Annotated in this window: 12 protein-coding genes; 7 read left to right on the forward strand and 5 right to left on the reverse strand. The window is 39.7% G+C overall.

From position 1 onward, the window contains the following. Positions 1-11: 11 nt before the first annotated feature. Positions 12-1,403, reverse strand: coding sequence for a sulfatase family protein (locus AC04Q1_RS04010; RefSeq protein ID WP_478362038.1), 1,392 nt, complete (start codon positions 1,401-1,403; stop codon positions 12-14). Between the two features lie 231 nt (positions 1,404-1,634). Here AC04Q1_RS04010 and AC04Q1_RS04015 point away from each other — a divergent pair, with 231 nt between their 5' ends. Beyond that, entirely contained in the window at positions 1,635-2,021 is a 387-nt protein-coding gene (locus tag AC04Q1_RS04015) for a DoxX family protein (protein ID WP_478362040.1), read from the forward strand. Between the two features lie 74 nt (positions 2,022-2,095). Here the strand turns inward: AC04Q1_RS04015 and gap are convergent, their stop codons facing one another. From gap to AC04Q1_RS04035, 4 genes are all read right to left on the reverse strand, one after another. Continuing rightward, positions 2,096-3,085 carry a type I glyceraldehyde-3-phosphate dehydrogenase gene (gene gap, locus AC04Q1_RS04020; RefSeq protein ID WP_478362042.1) on the reverse strand — a complete coding sequence of 330 codons (990 nt, stop codon included), beginning with the start codon at positions 3,083-3,085 and terminating at the stop codon, positions 2,096-2,098. Between the two features lie 137 nt (positions 3,086-3,222). Next, a complete protein-coding gene (locus tag AC04Q1_RS04025) occupies positions 3,223-4,305 on the reverse strand; it encodes an MraY family glycosyltransferase (RefSeq protein WP_478362044.1) in 1,083 nt (360 codons plus the stop codon). Between the two features lie 175 nt (positions 4,306-4,480). After that, a complete protein-coding gene (locus AC04Q1_RS04030; protein WP_478362046.1) occupies positions 4,481-5,221 on the reverse strand; it encodes a glycosyltransferase family 2 protein in 741 nt (246 codons plus the stop codon). Between the two features lie 800 nt (positions 5,222-6,021). After that, the gene (locus tag AC04Q1_RS04035; RefSeq protein ID WP_478362048.1) at positions 6,022-6,618 is read right to left on the reverse strand and encodes a hypothetical protein; all 597 of its coding nucleotides are present in this window, start codon (positions 6,616-6,618) and stop codon (positions 6,022-6,024) included. Between the two features lie 2,637 nt (positions 6,619-9,255). Here AC04Q1_RS04035 and AC04Q1_RS04040 point away from each other — a divergent pair. The 6 genes from AC04Q1_RS04040 (at position 9,256) to AC04Q1_RS04065 (ending at position 17,104) form a co-directional block, all read left to right on the forward strand. Further along, the gene (locus AC04Q1_RS04040) at positions 9,256-10,011 is read left to right on the forward strand and encodes a polysaccharide biosynthesis/export family protein (RefSeq protein ID WP_478362050.1); all 756 of its coding nucleotides are present in this window, start codon (positions 9,256-9,258) and stop codon (positions 10,009-10,011) included. After that, positions 10,011-12,410: a GumC family protein gene (locus tag AC04Q1_RS04045; RefSeq protein ID WP_478362052.1), complete on the forward strand. Its 2,400-nt coding sequence runs from the start codon at positions 10,011-10,013 to the stop codon at positions 12,408-12,410. The genes AC04Q1_RS04040 and AC04Q1_RS04045 overlap by 1 nt, the downstream gene beginning before the upstream one ends. 69 nt (positions 12,411-12,479) lie before the next feature. Continuing rightward, positions 12,480-12,983 (forward strand): UpxY family transcription antiterminator, encoded by a 504-nt coding sequence (locus AC04Q1_RS04050; RefSeq protein ID WP_478362054.1) that lies wholly within the window; start codon positions 12,480-12,482, stop codon positions 12,981-12,983. Positions 12,984-13,290: 307 nt separating this feature from the next. After that, positions 13,291-15,099, forward strand: a complete 1,809-nt coding sequence (asnB, locus tag AC04Q1_RS04055) for an asparagine synthase (glutamine-hydrolyzing) (RefSeq protein ID WP_478362056.1) — start codon at positions 13,291-13,293, stop codon at positions 15,097-15,099. 12 nt (positions 15,100-15,111) lie between these two features. Then, the gene (locus AC04Q1_RS04060) at positions 15,112-16,257 is read left to right on the forward strand and encodes a glycosyltransferase family 4 protein (RefSeq protein ID WP_478362058.1); all 1,146 of its coding nucleotides are present in this window, start codon (positions 15,112-15,114) and stop codon (positions 16,255-16,257) included. Further along, positions 16,250-17,104 carry an ABC transporter permease gene (locus tag AC04Q1_RS04065; RefSeq protein ID WP_478362060.1) on the forward strand — a complete coding sequence of 285 codons (855 nt, stop codon included), beginning with the start codon at positions 16,250-16,252 and terminating at the stop codon, positions 17,102-17,104. Before AC04Q1_RS04060 ends, AC04Q1_RS04065 begins: the two co-directional genes overlap by 8 nt. Positions 17,105-17,149: the final 45 nt, after the last annotated feature.

The following is a 17,149-nucleotide window of genomic DNA, read 5'->3' on the forward strand; positions in this document are numbered from 1 at the left end:
TTTTCGGATGACTATTTGGAGGTAAGTTTGGGAAGGGATTTCCACCAGGCCAATAGTTTTTCTCTTAATTCAGTTGTGATCTTGGGCTGATCTGCTGCCACATTGGTACTTTCTTTTTTGTCTTTAAGGATATTATACAGCTGAATATCGGTACCGTTGCTGTTCATCAGCAGCTTCCATTCGCCTGAGCGGACAGCCAGGTTCGGGCTTTTATCAACAGGCCTTGGGTATTTAAAGGCAATATCATTACGGCCATATTCCCAGAACATCTCTTTGCTCCTGGCCGAAGGTTTTCCGGTTAAAACCTGACTTCTATCCATTCCGTCCCCTTTGTAACCTGCAGGCAATGCTATCCCGGCCATCTTTGCCAGCGAAGGCAAAAGATCCAATGCGTTTACAACAGAATTTCCGTCTGTTTTACCAGCATTGATATGACCAGGCCAGCTGATCAAAAAAGGCATTCGGGTACCACCTTCATAAAGCGAGAGTTTTGATCCTCTCAGTCCTTCTGCCCTGCTTCCGCGGAAACTGGGTAACGGACCATTATCACTGGTAAAGATAACGATGGTGTTTTTGTCTGCTCCTGATTGCTTCAAGCCATCCAGAAGCCTGCCGATCTGAAGATCGTATTCTTTTAATACCAGTTTAAAAGCCGCCTCTTCCTGTGGGTTCATCGGAAACTGGCCGGTGTATTCAGTTTCTTTGCGCGGTACCCAGGGGGTATGCACATCATCAGGCCATAGATTGATGAAACAGGGCTGGTCTTTATGTTTTGAAAGAAAATCGAGGGTTTTATCCACGAAGTACTTTGTCCTGTCCCAACGTTTAATACTGTCCTTGTCCGACCAGATCCAGTCTGTAGCAGTAAGGGCCGGATCAGGATCGGGACTTTCATAAGTACTGGCATGGGAATCGAAACCATATTGCTCGAAACCTGGAGCATTTTTCACATCCCTACCGCCGCCCATGTGCCATTTGCCAAAATGCCCCGTGGCATATCCCGCATTTTTAAAGATTTTTGCGATGGTGGCTGCCTGGGGATCAAGAAAATCAGCTTGCTCCGCTTCACTGTTGTGTTTTTTATTATCGAGATAGGTACTAAAATTCCACCTCCCCGGATACATCCCTGTAAGCATACCCACTCTTGAGGGTGAACATATCGGTGCAGCGCTATAATATTGAGCGAGTTTTAATCCGTCTTTTGCAATGCGATCGATATTAGGCGTGGGTACAAATTTACCACCAAATGCTCCCACATCGCTAAAGCCCATATCGTCGGTGAGGATGATGATGATATTGGGCGGCAGGGCTTTTCCATTCTTTTTATTCTGGGCATCGGCAATTAGAACAGTTGTTAAAAGTACAAGGGTTAAAAGTGTGTTACGGGTAGTCAGTCTGATCATGTATTTCCATTATTTGTCCGAAAAATCTACTGAGCGAAAAATGTTGACAAGCAAAAATTACTCTACCAAATCTATAGAATTAATACTTATTAAAATGTAATTAATTGGATATATTGTAATCCGGGCTATCTACCCCATTCATGCAAAGGGGTCCTTATCCGAATTAAATCAAACAGATCTTCTAATCCTGTGTTGAATGATATATAACATGTTGATCTAATCCGTTAAGCCGTGAAAGAAGAAAATATAAAAAAAGCCGCCAGGATTTTATTGGGTGCCGGCCTAATTACCGCCGGAATCGGCCATTTAACATTTGCCCGTAAGCCGTTCCAGGCCCAGGTACCTGATTGGGTCCCATTAAAAAAAGATGATACCGTTGTATATTCCGGTCTGGTTGAAATTGCGTTGGGAACGGCATTAGTACTTAGTCCAAAAAAATATGAAGACGCGATCGGTAAAATTGCAGCGGGCCTGTTTGTGGCCGTATTCCCGGGGAATATTTCACAGTACACCCATAAAAGAAGTGCATTTGGCCTCAATACGGATGCAAAAAGATTTTCACGCCTATTTTTTCAGCCTGTACTGGTGTATTGGGCGCTGAAATCTACCCGGAAATAGCTTAGCGTTTAGGGCTGGGGGTTGGCACCAATTAGCCAGTTAACCACGCGCAAATGACCAATAACCAATGGACCTTACTTTAGCTGGTCAATTTTTTTCACAACATCGATCAAACGACTGCTGTAACCAAATTCATTATCGTACCAGCCCACTACCTTAACCAGATCGCCCACGATTGAGGTTAACAAGGAATCAAATATACAGGAATGTGGATTATCAATAATATCGACTGAAACAATCGGATCTTCTGTATATTCAATCAGGTCTTTTAATTCGTTTTCGGCTGCATATTTAAAAGCGGCATTAATCTCCTTAATGGTTGTTTTTTTCTTCAACAGGCAGGTGAAATCTGTTAATGACCCATTTAAAACCGGAACCCTGATGCCTGCTCCGCCCAGACGGCCCTCCAGCTCTGGAAAAATATGGGTGATGGCTTTTGCGGCGCCTGTAGTGGTTGGAATAATGGAGGAAGAGGCTGCCCTCGCCCTGCGCAGGTCTTTATGGTTTGCATCATGCAGGTTCTGATCACCCGTCATCGAATGGATAGTAGTAATATAACCTTCCTCAACCCCCCAGTTATCGTTCAGGATTTTGATCATTGGTGCAATGTTATTGGTGGTGCAGCTGGCATTGGACAATATCTGGCTTTTCAGATCAATCTGATCATCGTTAACCCCCAATACCACCATTGGGATATCATCGGCAGCCGGTGCAGAAATCAATACCTGTTTTGCCCCGGCAGTAATGTGCTTTTGTGCAGACAAGCTGGTTAGGTTTTTACCTGTACAATCGATCACCAGATCAACCCTTAGTGCCGACCAGGGCAATTCATTGGCCTCTTTAATCGCAAAGACAGGGACCGTCAGCCCATCAATAACCAATGCATCCGGTTTAGCGGTGACCTTGCCGGCGAAAACACCATGAACGGTATCGTACTTAAATAAATGGGCCATTGTTTTCGCATCGGCCAGATCGTTAACCGCCACCACTTCAAATCCCTCAGCCAATGCTAAACGTAAAAATGTTCTTCCTATTCTACCAAAACCATTTATTGCCAGCCTCATTGTATTAAAAATTAGAGCGCAAAATTAGTATTTATTTATCAAAGCAAAGACCTGAATATATAAGATGGGAAAGCAATGATGAAAACATTTAAAATACTTTAAAGCTCATCATAGGAGGTAAAATTTCTGGTTTAAATCTATGAAAATTTTTTCTTTTTCAGAAGACCCAGTGTTACTACGCTGTTGAATAGGATACAGATACCGATAATGATCAGGATTAAGACAAAATTGCCCAGGTTCTGCAACAGAATGGTCGCAGCCACTATAATCACATTGAAACTAAGGGTTGAAACTACGATCCAGTTTGGTTTTATGCCCAGCTTTTCTAAACGGTGATGGATATGGTTACGGTCGCCCTTAAATGGAGAACTGCCTTTTAATATGCGGATGGTAAATACCCTTAGGGAATCGAAGATAGGCACGATGAGAAGGGCAACCGCTATTGCCGGGGCCGAATAAAAGGCAGGCGTATTCTGTCCGGTAAATTTATTCAATTCAATAAATTTGATGGCCAGCGCCGCAGTAACGAGCCCAATAATCAAGGCTCCGGTATCGCCCATAAATATCTTGGCCGGAAACCAGTTATATTTCAGAAATCCGGCAATGGCACCTGCTAATGAAAATGCGATGAATGCATAAGGGATCTGCCCCATTATGGCAAACAAAACCCCGAAAGCGAAGCTGGCAAAGATTCCGATCCCTCCGGCCAGTCCATCGATCCCATCGATTAAGTTAAATGCATTATTGAGGAAAATAATCAAAGCAATAGAAAAAAGGCCTCCCCATATCGGGGCCATATCGCCTATACCCAATACACCGTATAAGCTTGAGAGACGGAAGGCACCAAAAAAGACCAGGATATATGCCACGACAATCTGCAGAATAAATTTGGTACCCGTATTGGTACCATGTACATCATCCTTTAAGCCAAGCGCAGAGAGAATAATACAGGAAACGATTAAAAAGTTGGCTTCCCTAAAATTAATAATCGAGGAAAAAAGTAAGATACTGATGATGAAGCTGCCCACAATGGCCAAACCGCCCAAACGCGAAATATTCCGTTTATGATTTTTTCGGTGTAAATCATTTTTATCGAAAAGCCGATATTTTAACGAAGTATAAATCACACTTGGAATACTTAAGATTACGATGGAAAAGGCCAGAATAAAAATGGCAATATAGCAATAACTGGGGTTTGTATGCAGGATATTCTCAAACAAAATGATAGTGACTTGCCAGCAAATATAACTATACTAAGATAAACAAAGTTGTAATGAAAAATCTTTAATTTGACATATATCAAATCAGTTGACTTACGTCATGTTAAACAGACAATAAGTTTAACTGCAATAGGTTATTTATCGGATAAACAGCAAAAAAAATGATTACGATCCGCTAAAACTGGCTCAGCTTGCTTATTTTTTTCTTCAGTACTACCCAATAAGGCCAAGGTATTTCATTTCTTTTCAGTGCTTTGTAGTCATGAAACAAGGCCCTAATCCTGCTACCAATAGAATGGTTACTCACGCCACCCATCCGCATATTCACCATGAGCATTGGCAGATAAGCGGTTTTAATCTTATGGGTATACAGGTAGCGCAATATCAGTTCATAATCTGCGGCTGTACCAAAATCCAATGAATATACGCCGTGTTGTGCAAACAATGCTCTTTTTAAATACAATGTAGGGTGCGCAGGCATCCATCCGCTTTTTAAGTCTGTAAAGGTCGTTGGCTTAGATTTCCATTTCCTAACAATTTGATGTGTTGTGGGGTGAATATAATTCAGATCGCCATATAGTCCGTCTATAGCAGGGTCTGTTGTAAAGGTTTTGGCTACTGCCGCCAATACATCTGCGCCTGCAAGCATATCATCTGCATTTAGGATACCTACAATATCTCCCGTTGATTGTTGAATACCCTTGTTAATCGCATCATACAGGCCCCCGTCCTTTTCCGAAAGGAAATAATCGATATGGCTTCCGTTTTTTCGAATGATATTTTGTGTTTGATCTGTTGATCCCCCGTCAATCACTAAATATTCTACATCCTCATAGGTTTGCGCCATTACAGAATTAAAACATTCCTGTAAAAATGTTTCTCCATTATAAACAACAGTGATGAGGGATATTTTCATTTACGCCATGCGCTTCCTTATTTTTTTGTAAACAGGTGAAGCAGGCTGTAAATATAACAGAATAAGGTATTAACCCGGGCAGGTTAATTTGATTTGAAATAAAATTTATAGTTTATTTCTTTTTCGAATGATAAATATGCCAAAAAAACCTGCAGCGGCGCCGAGGGCCCATGTGTAGTCGTCAAGGTTACATTGGAGAACGTAATTTGAATAGTAAGTTCCTTTAGTGGCAACCCCCGTTGAGCATGTTATAACCTCTAGACCAGTACCTACCCCCACCGCTAAAATTACACCTCCGCCGTTGGTACAAACGTAGCAAGATTTAGCAGAACTAACAGTGCCAGTATAACAACCATTACTGTTTGTTCCAGGTGTAGTATAAGGAATAATAGTGCTACCTAGATTCAATCCGATGATTACGCTGGCTGGTATATTATAAAACGTTGTATTTATGCGACATCCATCTGCCTTACTCAGAAGAGGCAAAGAACAAACTAGTATAATTAAAAAGAAGTATCTTCTCATGTACATTTAATGTGATACACGAAGTTACCGAGCTTATAAACTATAAAATCCGTTCGTTTTGTTCAGTATTTCCCTTATATGTAGCCAATTAGCTATTGAGAATTAATAGATGAATTGAATAATATCAACTGAGACTTAGCATTTAAATTCTAATAGTAGATCTCTTTATCATGACAATTAGTATTAAAGTTTAACTTAAACATATCGGCCAGATGCGTATAGTCTAAGCATAATTCGATCCTTAGATCTTATGAGCGGATAAGAAAAACCATTGTCTATTGGTATGATGATTGTAAAAATCCACCTCTTTTTCTTATGAAAAAGAAACCTAGAATACCAGACAAAAATGTTAATATCACAATATCGTGGTCCAAAGGAAGGTTGGCTGTAGGGCTGCCGCATGCGTAATTGGGATCACGATCAGCATAGTAGGCTGGGTCATTATAACGATAACCGGCTTGAAATCCCTCCCTTCTTTCAGGAGCGCTTACAAAGTTTGATGGTAGTGAAGACGCGGTTACGCACCTGTAAGCTTCATTACCTGTATTATTTGATGTTATTTCATTTGCCGCCTTATAAGATACTTCCATATTACTGCTTGCAACCCACTTTTTACCTGCTGGATAAACATTAATGTAGCCACACCTATATCCAGTATATCCTTGTCCTGATATTATTTCAATAATCTTAGATGGTGAGGAATTGTAAACATAAACCGTCCGATCAGTGTGTCCATTGTAAATGGCAGTTCCAAGAAGCTCGGTAGCAACACTGCTTCCTAAATTACAACCTGTCCCTGTTGTCTGGGCCCTTAAATTATTGCTTAAAAAGAACGATAAAAAGAGAATAACGAGTAAAAAATTATATTTCATAAAAAAACTTTCTGTAGTATGAATTCTACAGATTTCCGCAAAAATTGCAAAATAAATGAATGAATTCTCAGCCCTTACGGAATTCTGTTTTTTCTATGACGAAGAGATTATATTGCCTGAATCGTGCTTAGAGGCACATTTTATTGACAATTGTCAAGCTTTAAAACGGAGAAAGTGCGCTATTTCTGCTTAGAGAGGTATTAGTAAAAATTACGAAAAAATTTGGGGATGATTTTTACTCAAAAAAACACCTTCTTTATGTTGACAATTGTCATGAACAAAATGAACAAGAGTTCGCGATTCTGTAAGTTTAATTACTAGAAAATACCGTGATCAGAAATTACAAGTTTATACATTGCTGTGAAACTAAAAAGCAATTTAGCATTTACCCATGCCATGCATACGGCTTTATTTAAATAAAAATTTTAGAGCGGCTATTATACTGAGGAAGATCAATTTTACTATCAGAACTACGTTTCCTCAACCTAAAAGAATACAGACCTACTGTAGCTGATAATAAAATAAATTACAGTAAAAGGCCCAAATATATTTGGCTTACAAGGGCTACAGTTTGTTGTATTGCTCTAACAACAAATTCGGTAGCTCGAACACCGCAGACCTCGATATATTAGGTACAGGTGGTACCCACAAAAATTCCACCTGTACTAATTTCGCAACAACCATCATCCTTAAGACCTGAGCAGAACAGCATAAAGCAAAGGGGCATAAAGCCAACAAGGCTAAAGACCCCATTATATGTGTTTAAATAAATATAACATGGCAGTAACTGTATATACCAAAATATAAAATAAACCATTTTATTGTAGATTCAAAAAATAAATACATATGATTAAATAAATACATACAAGGTATATTAAACTCTTATTCTGATTCAAACCCTTTCAAATTGTTTCCTTTTTCCTAGGTTCTTCAAAACGTTCATTGAGATGAGAATTGATAGCATTACCCGAACAACAGTACCTCTTTATTAGGTTGGATCGGTAAACCGCCGAAACTATATGCCAAATCCATAGATAACTATTGATCAATTGCGGTTAATCAAAACCATAACATGGATAACTTAAAAAGCTAAACAAAATATTGAACGTAATGAGTAAGGAGTGACGCTTTTCGATCACAGAATGCTTCGGCAGAATTGCGTTAAACAGTCATTGAACTCTTAGAAGGGTAATACCAGTGCAAAATATCGGTGATAGATCTAAGAAGTAGGAATGAACATAAAAACGTTAAAAATCTCTCCTCGATACGTAAAGAAAACCTACTAATCCAATTGTGAATACGCTAAAAGGGACATAGTTATCTAAGGGGCAATCGGTACGATTTGTGGAAAAAGACACGAGGGTTCCATAGGCATTTCCAGGACCGTTTACTCCCATGATATAACAAGAACCATTGCCCGCTGCCAAACCACTGTAACAATATATATTAGCGACTTGGTATTTATTAGTATTGGTCCCATCGTTGATATATTGTGGGACCCCGTTGAAACTGCCACTTCTTGTTGCGTAAATAGAGTTAGTGCCTCCAGATGCCGTTGCCTGGCAACCAGTGATTTTTGCACTATAAGAAACTGAGGTAATTAGCGATACCAATACCATTAATATTAAACGGAACTTCATAAATACTGCGGATAGAGACTGCTTCAAAGGTAAAAATATCTTATAAAAAGAATTCAAAAAAGCTAAATCATCATACAAAAATCTATTTTCTTGTACTTAATTATAAGTATAATAAGACTCTAAGGGAGAATAGCCCTTATTGTTTAGCAACTTATGGATAGGATATTTAAATTGTCGACCACAATCTTGAATTGCGCCAATACTAGTATGGTATAAATAGCCCCAAGATTGTGAAATGCTCTTATTAAATAGCTAACCTAAGCCCGATATCTTTAAATTTCTGTTGCTTTTTCAGCGAAAACCCCAAACAAGTAACTATTAAAATTTAAAAAAAAGTAACTCAAAATCGATAGATTGGTTATCGCCATTTCAAATTTACATTTGGGCCCCTTTAGTGCTTCAATACGCAGGCCAATGCCCTGACAGTATAGGTAGAGCAAATAACACCTATACTTGCTACATTATAGCCGAGCCGATGTAACTGTTTGAGGCTTTCATGGAAAGTAACAATATCTTTGGTTAAGTAAACTATAACAAGAGAGAGCAAAGAAAATTTCATTTTAGGTACATTCGAAAAGGCTGCTGCTACCAGAGCATGTAAACTGATCCAAAATTAAAGAAAAAAAATATCCGTAATCCTAATCCTACAAAAAGTTTTTTTTATATTGATAATAATCAATTCAAATTGAATGAATGCCATACAGGAAATGTGACACGAAAACTATCATAATCAACTATATTTCAACACAATAAGAATGCAATCAACATTAAGAGAAAGCGCCTGTGCCATTCGATGATAACCTCAAACCATCTTATTTATGCTTATAAAGTGCCGCTCGGACTGCACTTTTCCAATTACTAATTTTTTTTAAGCATCTTTAAACTGTATTTTTGCAGTTACTTGCACATGTCATTTAGTAAGTACATCGTCCTAATAATTATGACTAGAAAACACCCCCTTCTACACCCGTTTCTTCTTTTAGCGATATCAATGATAATGTTTAGCTGTTCAGTTCGTAAGCAACATAGCTTATTTAATGCACCAAGCGATATCGTGACCGATACAATTAAAAAAGTTTATGTGGTAAATGATCAGGGCATAAGCGATGCATACTATAAAATCAAGGTCAGCGATCAATTGGCCATTAGAAACGTGCAAAATCCCGAGTTTGGCGCAACCGCAACCGGAAACTCCGGTACGCAATCAAATAATGTATCAGGCACCGCTCAGAATGTACTTTCCTATCCTGTTGAACCTGATGGCATGGTTAATTTACCTGCCATTGGAAAAGTAGATGTAATTGGTTTAACCAGGCGGGAGGCTGCCATAAAGATTCAGGATATTTATAAGCAAAAACTGCTCAAAGATCCCATTATCGAGCTAACTGTTGTTAATCTAAAGGTGACCTTACTGGGCGAATTTAGTAAGCAGGGAAATTTTCTACTGGAGAGAGACAATACCAGTTTGATCGAAATCCTTGGTGAGGCAGGTGGTATTACCAAAACTGCAGACCCTAAAACGTTAAAAATTATTCGTGGCGACCGTAGTCATCCTGAGATTATTTACGTAAACTTAACTGATATTAATAGTTTGGCGAGCAAAAAACTGATTTTACAGAATAATGATATCATTGTACTTCAACCCACAAAAGGCGCTGCACTGACTGAGAAATTGCAAAGTTTCAACAATATTGTACAACCTTTATTGGTGGTTGTCAATCTTGCAGTATTAATTTTTACCGTAACACGCTAATGGAAAGAGCAGAAGATTCAGAAGTTAAGGCTGTTAGTCAACAAATAGATTTTTACAAAATATTCAGGGTATTTTGGAGTAGATGGTATTGGATAGCCGGCTGCGTCGCCATTGCATTGGTAATTGCCAAAATAAAAGTGCTTTATACCCAACCGATATACCAAACCAGCGCATCGCTCAAACTTCAGGACAGCAACCCGGGTGTAAGCACCAATAACCAGATGCCCACACAGGTTTACAATTATACAGACAAAATTCAGGCAGAAAGTTTTGTGATCCGCAGTAATGATGTGGTGCTCAATGCCATTGCCCATCTTGATTACAAAATCTCTTATTATTTAAAGGGCCGTATCCGCACTACCGAGCTCTATCCAAATACTCCTTTTCAGATCGAGATTATACAACAGGATTCGGTTAACTTTAGCAGGAGCTTATATAATATCGAAGGTATTGACGATAAAAGTTTTAGCATTAGTGATCCCAACAATGAAAAAGCAAAACAGACCGTTCATCGTTATGGAGAGCTATTAAACATGGGCAATATGCGCTTTCGCATTAAATCTGTTGTTCCGAAAGGAGATTATAGCTTTAAGTTTAATACCAAAGAAGATTTTATCGGACGGGCTATGGGCGTAAATGTGGGAGAAGCCGCCCGCTTTACCAATGTGATGAGTTTAAGCTTAACAGATGGCAACCCTGTTTTTGCTGCCGATATGCTCAATGCCATCATGAAAGAATATGTGCGCTACGACCTGATCCAAAGACAACGTTCGGCAAAACAGACGGTGCAATTTATCGATACGCAATTGGGTTTTATCGATACCGAGGCAGGTAAATCAGGCAGTACACTAGCTAACTATAAAGCACAAAACAAAATTGTCGATCTTGGATCCGCCACCTCTACCACAATCGGCAAATTATCGGATTTTGAGAAACAGAAAACAGAGCTGAACATCAAACTACTGGGTATCAAACAACTGGAAGATCAGGTGAACAATAACCGTTCGAAAGTAGAAATTGGCTTAGATTTAGAAGGGGATATAAATAGCGGATTGGGTACGTTGGTTACCCAGCTCAACACCCTACTGGCCAATAGACAACTCAAACTCAATCAGTTTAATGCAGATTCACAGCCTGTAAAGCAGATAGACCAACAGATTGCCAACGTAAAAGCAAGCATCAGGAGCAACGTACAGGCCATGCGAAATAACAATGAACAAACCATCCGTTATATCGACAGCCAAATTTCTGGTGTAAACCAAAACATCAGTACCATTCCTGCCAAAGAACAAAACTTTGTAAAACTCAGTACGAACTTTGAAGTAAACAATAAGGTGCGTTCTTATTTATCAGAGAAAAAATTAGAGGCCGAAATGAACGCCGCCGCGACGGTGCCTGGCGCCGCCATTGTAAATATGGCTTACCCATCCTATTATTCGATTTCTGCCGATTCGAACAAGGTATACAGTCTGTGTATGATTGTGGGCTTAGGTGCTGGCATCGGCCTGATCCTATTGGTCCGCTTTTTAAATCCTTATGTTTACGATAAGGAAACCGTTGAAGGCTTAACCAACACCCCAATTATTGGCGTCATCCGTAAATTCCCGGATTTTATCGATCAGGATAACCGTCAGGCGCTATCTATTGCTAAACCAAAATCAGTGTTCGCCGAATCTGTACGTTCAGTACGTACCAACCTGAGCTTTTTGGCCAGCCATAAAAAAAGCAAAGTAATCTGCATCACCTCAGAAATATCTGGCGAAGGGAAATCATTTGTTACCGTAAATCTGGCCGGTACACTCGCGTTAATTGAGAAAAAAGTAGTCTTAATCGCTGCCGATCTTCGTAAATCAAGGCTACATAACGTTTTCGGAAGCGACAACCGCAGGGGGCTGAGCTCCATTTTATCCGGACAGAACAAGTTGGAAGATGTACTCATCCATGATGAGGTACATCATATCGACTTTATTCCATCAGGGCCTGTACCACCCAATCCTTCAGAGCTTTTGCATACTGCCGCCATGCGCGACTTATTGAAAACGCTGGAAAAAGAATATGATTATGTTTTGGTCGATACTGCGCCGGTTGGTCTGGTTTCGGATGCCATTCCATTGATCAGAAATTCGGATGTAAATTTATTTGTCATCCGCTCAGGCGTTTCGCAAACACGGGCGGCTGCTATACCAGAAAGATTATCTCGTGAATATGGATTGAGCAATATGGCCATTGTGTTAAACGCTTTTGGTGATGATGCCCTCTATGCCAATTATTATACCACTGATTACAGCCGGGGTGGAGGCAATAGCACTTATTACTACTCTGACTATTCAGGCTACTCGGGGTCCGGCTATTATGAGGATGAGAACCGGAAATGGTGGATGTTTTGGAAGAAGAAATAGGTTCGTTAGTCAATAGTTTATGGCTAATTGCTTAGGATGGATGATTGCTTTAATTTTTGAAATGGCTTAATGATTGATCAAAATTACAGATGGTATCCGGTTTACACGCGTTCAAGGGCAGAGAAAAAGGCGCATGAAGAGTTGATGAGAAAGGGTATCTCTTCTTATCTACCACTTAAAAAGACTGTTAAACAATGGAGCGACCGGAAAAAAATAGTTGAAGAGGCTTTAATCAAGTCTTATCTGTTTGTGTATATTTCGGCCAAAGAATATGCTGAAGTTTTGATGACCAATGGCATTGCCAGATTTATCTATTTCTCCAGCCAAATAGCGTCTATACCCGAACAACAAATTGGAGATCTTAAACTTCTGCTTGCTACCGATGCAGATCTTGAGGTTTTTGAACACGACATCAAACCTGGTGAACGTGTGTTGATTAAAGCTGGCCCATTTAAAGGGATCGTGGCCGAACTGGTATTGATCAAAAATAAACAACGTATAATTTTGCGTTTACAAAATATGGGCTACGCGATTGAGATTAATACTTCTATGGCGTTTGTAGAACCGATTTAAGATTTGAGAAAGTCCTGGCTAAGCGGTCTGAGGTCGGAAGACAAAATGCAGACAGCAAAGCATATAGAAAATTGAATAGTGGTGGATAGGTGCTTATACAAGCAGCGTTAAAATGCTAAAGAAGTTAAAGACACCTTTAGCTGGAACTTAAATAAAAAAATACCGAACTGCGTTCAGGGAGATGTGTGAGGGGAATTTATTTTTAAAAATGTCAGTCATTTTTTTTTAAAAAATGTGACTGAGAGGGCGAAGCTGTGCACGGGCAAACAATAGAAGTTGGTAGAGGTATAATGGAAGACGGGTATACATGTGTAGAATTGCAGGCATAATTGACCGGCACAGATCAATAGATCAGCTTAAACGGGAGGTTAAAGGTATGTGCGATATCATGGCACATGGCGGGCCCGATGATGAGGGTTTTTATGCCAATGATCGGGATGGGACGGTAATGGGCCATAGGCGGCTGGCACTTATCGATTTATCTCCCAAAGGGCACCAGCCTATGCACAGTCAGCATAGCAAACTGGTTATTTCCTTTAACGGCGAAATCTATAATTACCTGTTGTTAAAAAAGGAACTACAAGAACTGGGCTTTCAGTTTAAAACGGAGAGCGATACAGAGGTTATTTTAGCCAGCTACGCTACCTGGGGAGTGGAAAGTTTCAACAAACTCAAGGGGATGTTTGCTTTTTGTCTGTACGATGCCGATCGGCAACAGAGCTTCCTTGTACGCGATCCATCAGGCATAAAACCATTATATTATAGTGCAGTACAAAAACATCTGGTTTTTTCGTCGGAGGTCAAAGCTTTTGCTGAAACGGGTTATTCTTATTCAGAACAAGCAGATTGGAAAATCCTTTTTCTGGCATTCGGGCATTTACCAGAGCCTTACACTACTTTTAACGAGGTGGTGATGTTGGCTAAAGGGCATTATCTGGTTTGGGAACATCAACTCGATATTTTTGAGATTAAATATTATGTTCAGCAACAGGAATTTAAGAAGATTACAAATCCTCAAGAGGCTAAAACTGCTGTACAACAAAGCTTATATACATCGGTTAAAAGACATCTTTTAGCTGATGCTAAAATTGGCGTTTTTTTGAGTGGGGGGATTGATAGCAGCATTTTGAGTCTACTTGCTGATGAAATTCAAGCTGAAACTGCTTCAGGCCCGGGCATGCTCAACACCGTTTCGATTAATTTTGAAGAAACATCATTTTCTGAGAAAGTTTTTCAGGATATCGTTGTTCAACAGCTTCATGCTAATCATTCGGAATATACCATCACCCCTACCCTTTTCTCAGTATATTTCACTACAGCTTTAAAAGCCATGGACCAACCCACCACTGATGGTATTAATTCGTGGTTCGTTAATTATTTTGCCAAAGAAAATGGCTTAAAAGCTGTACTTTCGGGCATTGGTGCCGATGAGCTATTTGGAGGCTATCCTTCCTTTAACCGAATGGGGTGGCTTAAACAATTAAAAAGATTGCCCCAATTTATACTCAGAAAAAATCTGTGCTTTAAAAATGCTTCACTGAAAAGGACATATTATTTAAGTTACCAAAATACAGTTGGTGACTACCTCTTTTTAAGAGGCATGTTCGCCCCCGACGAAATCGCACGGCTGTTATCGTGCTCCATCGCAGCGGTAGACCGTGCACTGCGGCATGCAACAATCGGTTCAGCTCCCGCACATTTAAAAGATGGGGAAAAGGCGAGCTGGCTAGAATGTAATCTATATATGCAAAATCAATTGCTTAAAGATACCGACGTCATGAGCATGCAACATGGCGTGGAGGTTCGCATTCCTTTTTTAGACCAGGATTTACTTGGAACACTAAGCGCAACAGCAAGCAGATTAAAGTTTGAAGGCAAACGGCCGAAATCACTTTTAATCGATGCTTTTTCGGCTATACTTCCCAAACCGATATGGGACCGCAAAAAAATGGGTTTCACCTTTCCATTTCAACATTGGTTAAAGAAAGATAAACACTTTCTAGATTCGATAAAAACAGGTGATAATAAATTCGCTTCGGCAATGGTTGATGATTTTAGGAAGGGAAATTTACATTGGAGCAAAGTGATGGCGCTTTATCAGGTATTTAGGGGTTAGGAAAAAATAAACTTGGAAAGCAAAAAAATTTTATTTCTTACTTTACGCATCTTCAGTTTAACTGGAGGGATAGAAAAAGTGTGCAAAACCTTTGCGAAGACGCTTGATGACCTCAAAACGAGTTCTCAGATCCAATCTTATCGGGTATTGTCGATGTATGACGATCAGGCAGACCCGGCTTATGTATCTCCGGTTTTTTTTAAGGGATATCATGGCAAAAAAGCAAACTTTGGTTTAGCGGCGATCAAACAAGGGTTAGAAGCGGATGTGGTCATCTTAAGTCATGTTCACTTATTACTCTTTGCACGGATCATCAAACTATTAAAACCAAGTATCCGTATTGTGCTCTTTACACATGGGATAGAAATATGGAATGCTTTGGCAAACTGGAAAAAGCAGATGCTGGGGAAAACAGAGATCTGGGCGGTAAGCCGCTATACCGCGGCGCAGATTATGCAAAAGCATGGGACAGCCGGCGCTCAGATCAAAGTGTTGAACAACTGTTTAGACCCCTATTTTAAATTAGGCGAATCCTCATTAAAACCTGCTTCACTCCTTTCAAGATATGACATTCGCGATAACCAAAAAGTTTTGTTAAGCATTTGCCGTTTATCTTCATCAGAACAGTATAAGGGATACGATCTGGTTATTGAATGCTTAAAACAGGTTATTCAGGTGTATCCGGATCTCGTTTACCTCTTGGTTGGAAAAGCAGATGCAATAGAACTAGCGCGTGTTGACACACTTATTGCCAAATTTAATTTACAAAAAAACGTTGTACTTACCGGCTTTGTGCCAGAACACGAACTTGCCCTGCATTATCAATTGGCCGATGTATTTGTAATGCCAAGTAAAGGGGAGGGATTTGGACTTGTTTTCATCGAAGCTGCTGCCCATGGCTGTACGGTAATTGCTGGTAATGCTGACGGCAGTAGAGATGCCTTAATGGATGGCGAACTGGGTAAACTGGTAAATCCCAATGATATAGTGGCAATTGGTGAGGCAATGATTGCCGCTTTGCATAAAGAAAAACATGAAGCCAAAGCGATCCGGGATGCGTGCTTTGAAACATTTGGATATCGAGCATATCAGGAAAAAGTATCAAACTTATTATTTAATAATGCACAAATTAACAGGAATATAAACCAGCATGTATAACGAAGAGCACATCTGGACCATTGAGGCTAAGGCTTCCCTATTCGATTTAAAGCTCAACGAAGTTTGGGCCTATCGCGATCTCCTTTGGCTTTTGGTTAGGCGCGATTTTGTTTCATTTTATAAACAGACCATATTGGGTCCGTTGTGGTTTTTTATCCAACCTTTATTTACGACGATCATTTTCACCTTTATATTTGGAAATTTAGCAGGTATCTCTACTGATGGCTTACCCAAACCACTATTTTACATGGCCGGTATTACTGCCTGGAATTATTTCTCTGATTGTTTAATCAAAACTTCATCCGTATTCCGAGATAATGCAGGAATTTTTGGCAAAGTGTATTTCCCCAGGTTAATTATGCCTTTAAGTATTGTAGTAAGTAATCTGGTACGCTTTGGCGTCCAAATGATCTTGTTCCTTATCATGATGGCTTATTATTATTTTACCGGAGCAGCTTTTAGCGTAAGCTGGGCAATTCTACTGTTCCCACTTGTAGTTATTTTAATGGCAATGCTGGGCCTGGGTACAGGTATGATTATTTCGGCCTTAACCACAAAATACCGCGATCTGGCATTTTTGGTTGGATTTGGTGTGCAATTGTTAATGTATGCTACTACTGTAATCTACCCCCTTTCTACCGCATTGGAGAAATATCCAAAATATGCCTGGATCATTGAATACAATCCGATGACCCCGATAATAGAAACTTTTCGCTATGGTTTTTTGGGTGAAGGAAGTTTTGATTGGGAAAGTTTAGGTTATGCCACTGGTGTTACACTGGCCTTGCTGGTTTTTGGAATCGTGATCTTTAATAAGGTGGAGCGTAATTTTGTTGACACCGTTTAGAAGGAAAATATAACATGAATAATGTAGGATTAAACTTCAGGATAT

The sequence above is a fragment of the Pedobacter humicola genome (assembly GCF_056490705.1).

Coding starts and splice junctions, on each gene's coding strand:
- AC04Q1_RS04010 (WP_478362038.1), bottom strand. CDS start 1,403: ATGATCAGACTGACTACCCGTAACACACTTTTAACCCTTGTACTTTTA.
- gap (WP_478362042.1), bottom strand. CDS start 3,085: ATGAGGCTGGCAATAAATGGTTTTGGTAGAATAGGAAGAACATTTTTA.
- AC04Q1_RS04030 (WP_478362046.1), bottom strand. CDS start 5,221: ATGAAAATATCCCTCATCACTGTTGTTTATAATGGAGAAACATTTTTA.
- AC04Q1_RS04035 (WP_478362048.1), bottom strand. CDS start 6,618: ATGAAATATAATTTTTTACTCGTTATTCTCTTTTTATCGTTCTTTTTA.
- AC04Q1_RS04040 (WP_478362050.1), top strand. CDS start 9,256: ATGTTTAGCTGTTCAGTTCGTAAGCAACATAGCTTATTTAATGCACCA.
- AC04Q1_RS04045 (WP_478362052.1), top strand. CDS start 10,011: ATGGAAAGAGCAGAAGATTCAGAAGTTAAGGCTGTTAGTCAACAAATA.
- AC04Q1_RS04050 (WP_478362054.1), top strand. CDS start 12,480: ATGATTGATCAAAATTACAGATGGTATCCGGTTTACACGCGTTCAAGG.
- asnB (WP_478362056.1), top strand. CDS start 13,291: ATGTGTAGAATTGCAGGCATAATTGACCGGCACAGATCAATAGATCAG.
- AC04Q1_RS04065 (WP_478362060.1), top strand. CDS start 16,250: ATGTATAACGAAGAGCACATCTGGACCATTGAGGCTAAGGCTTCCCTA.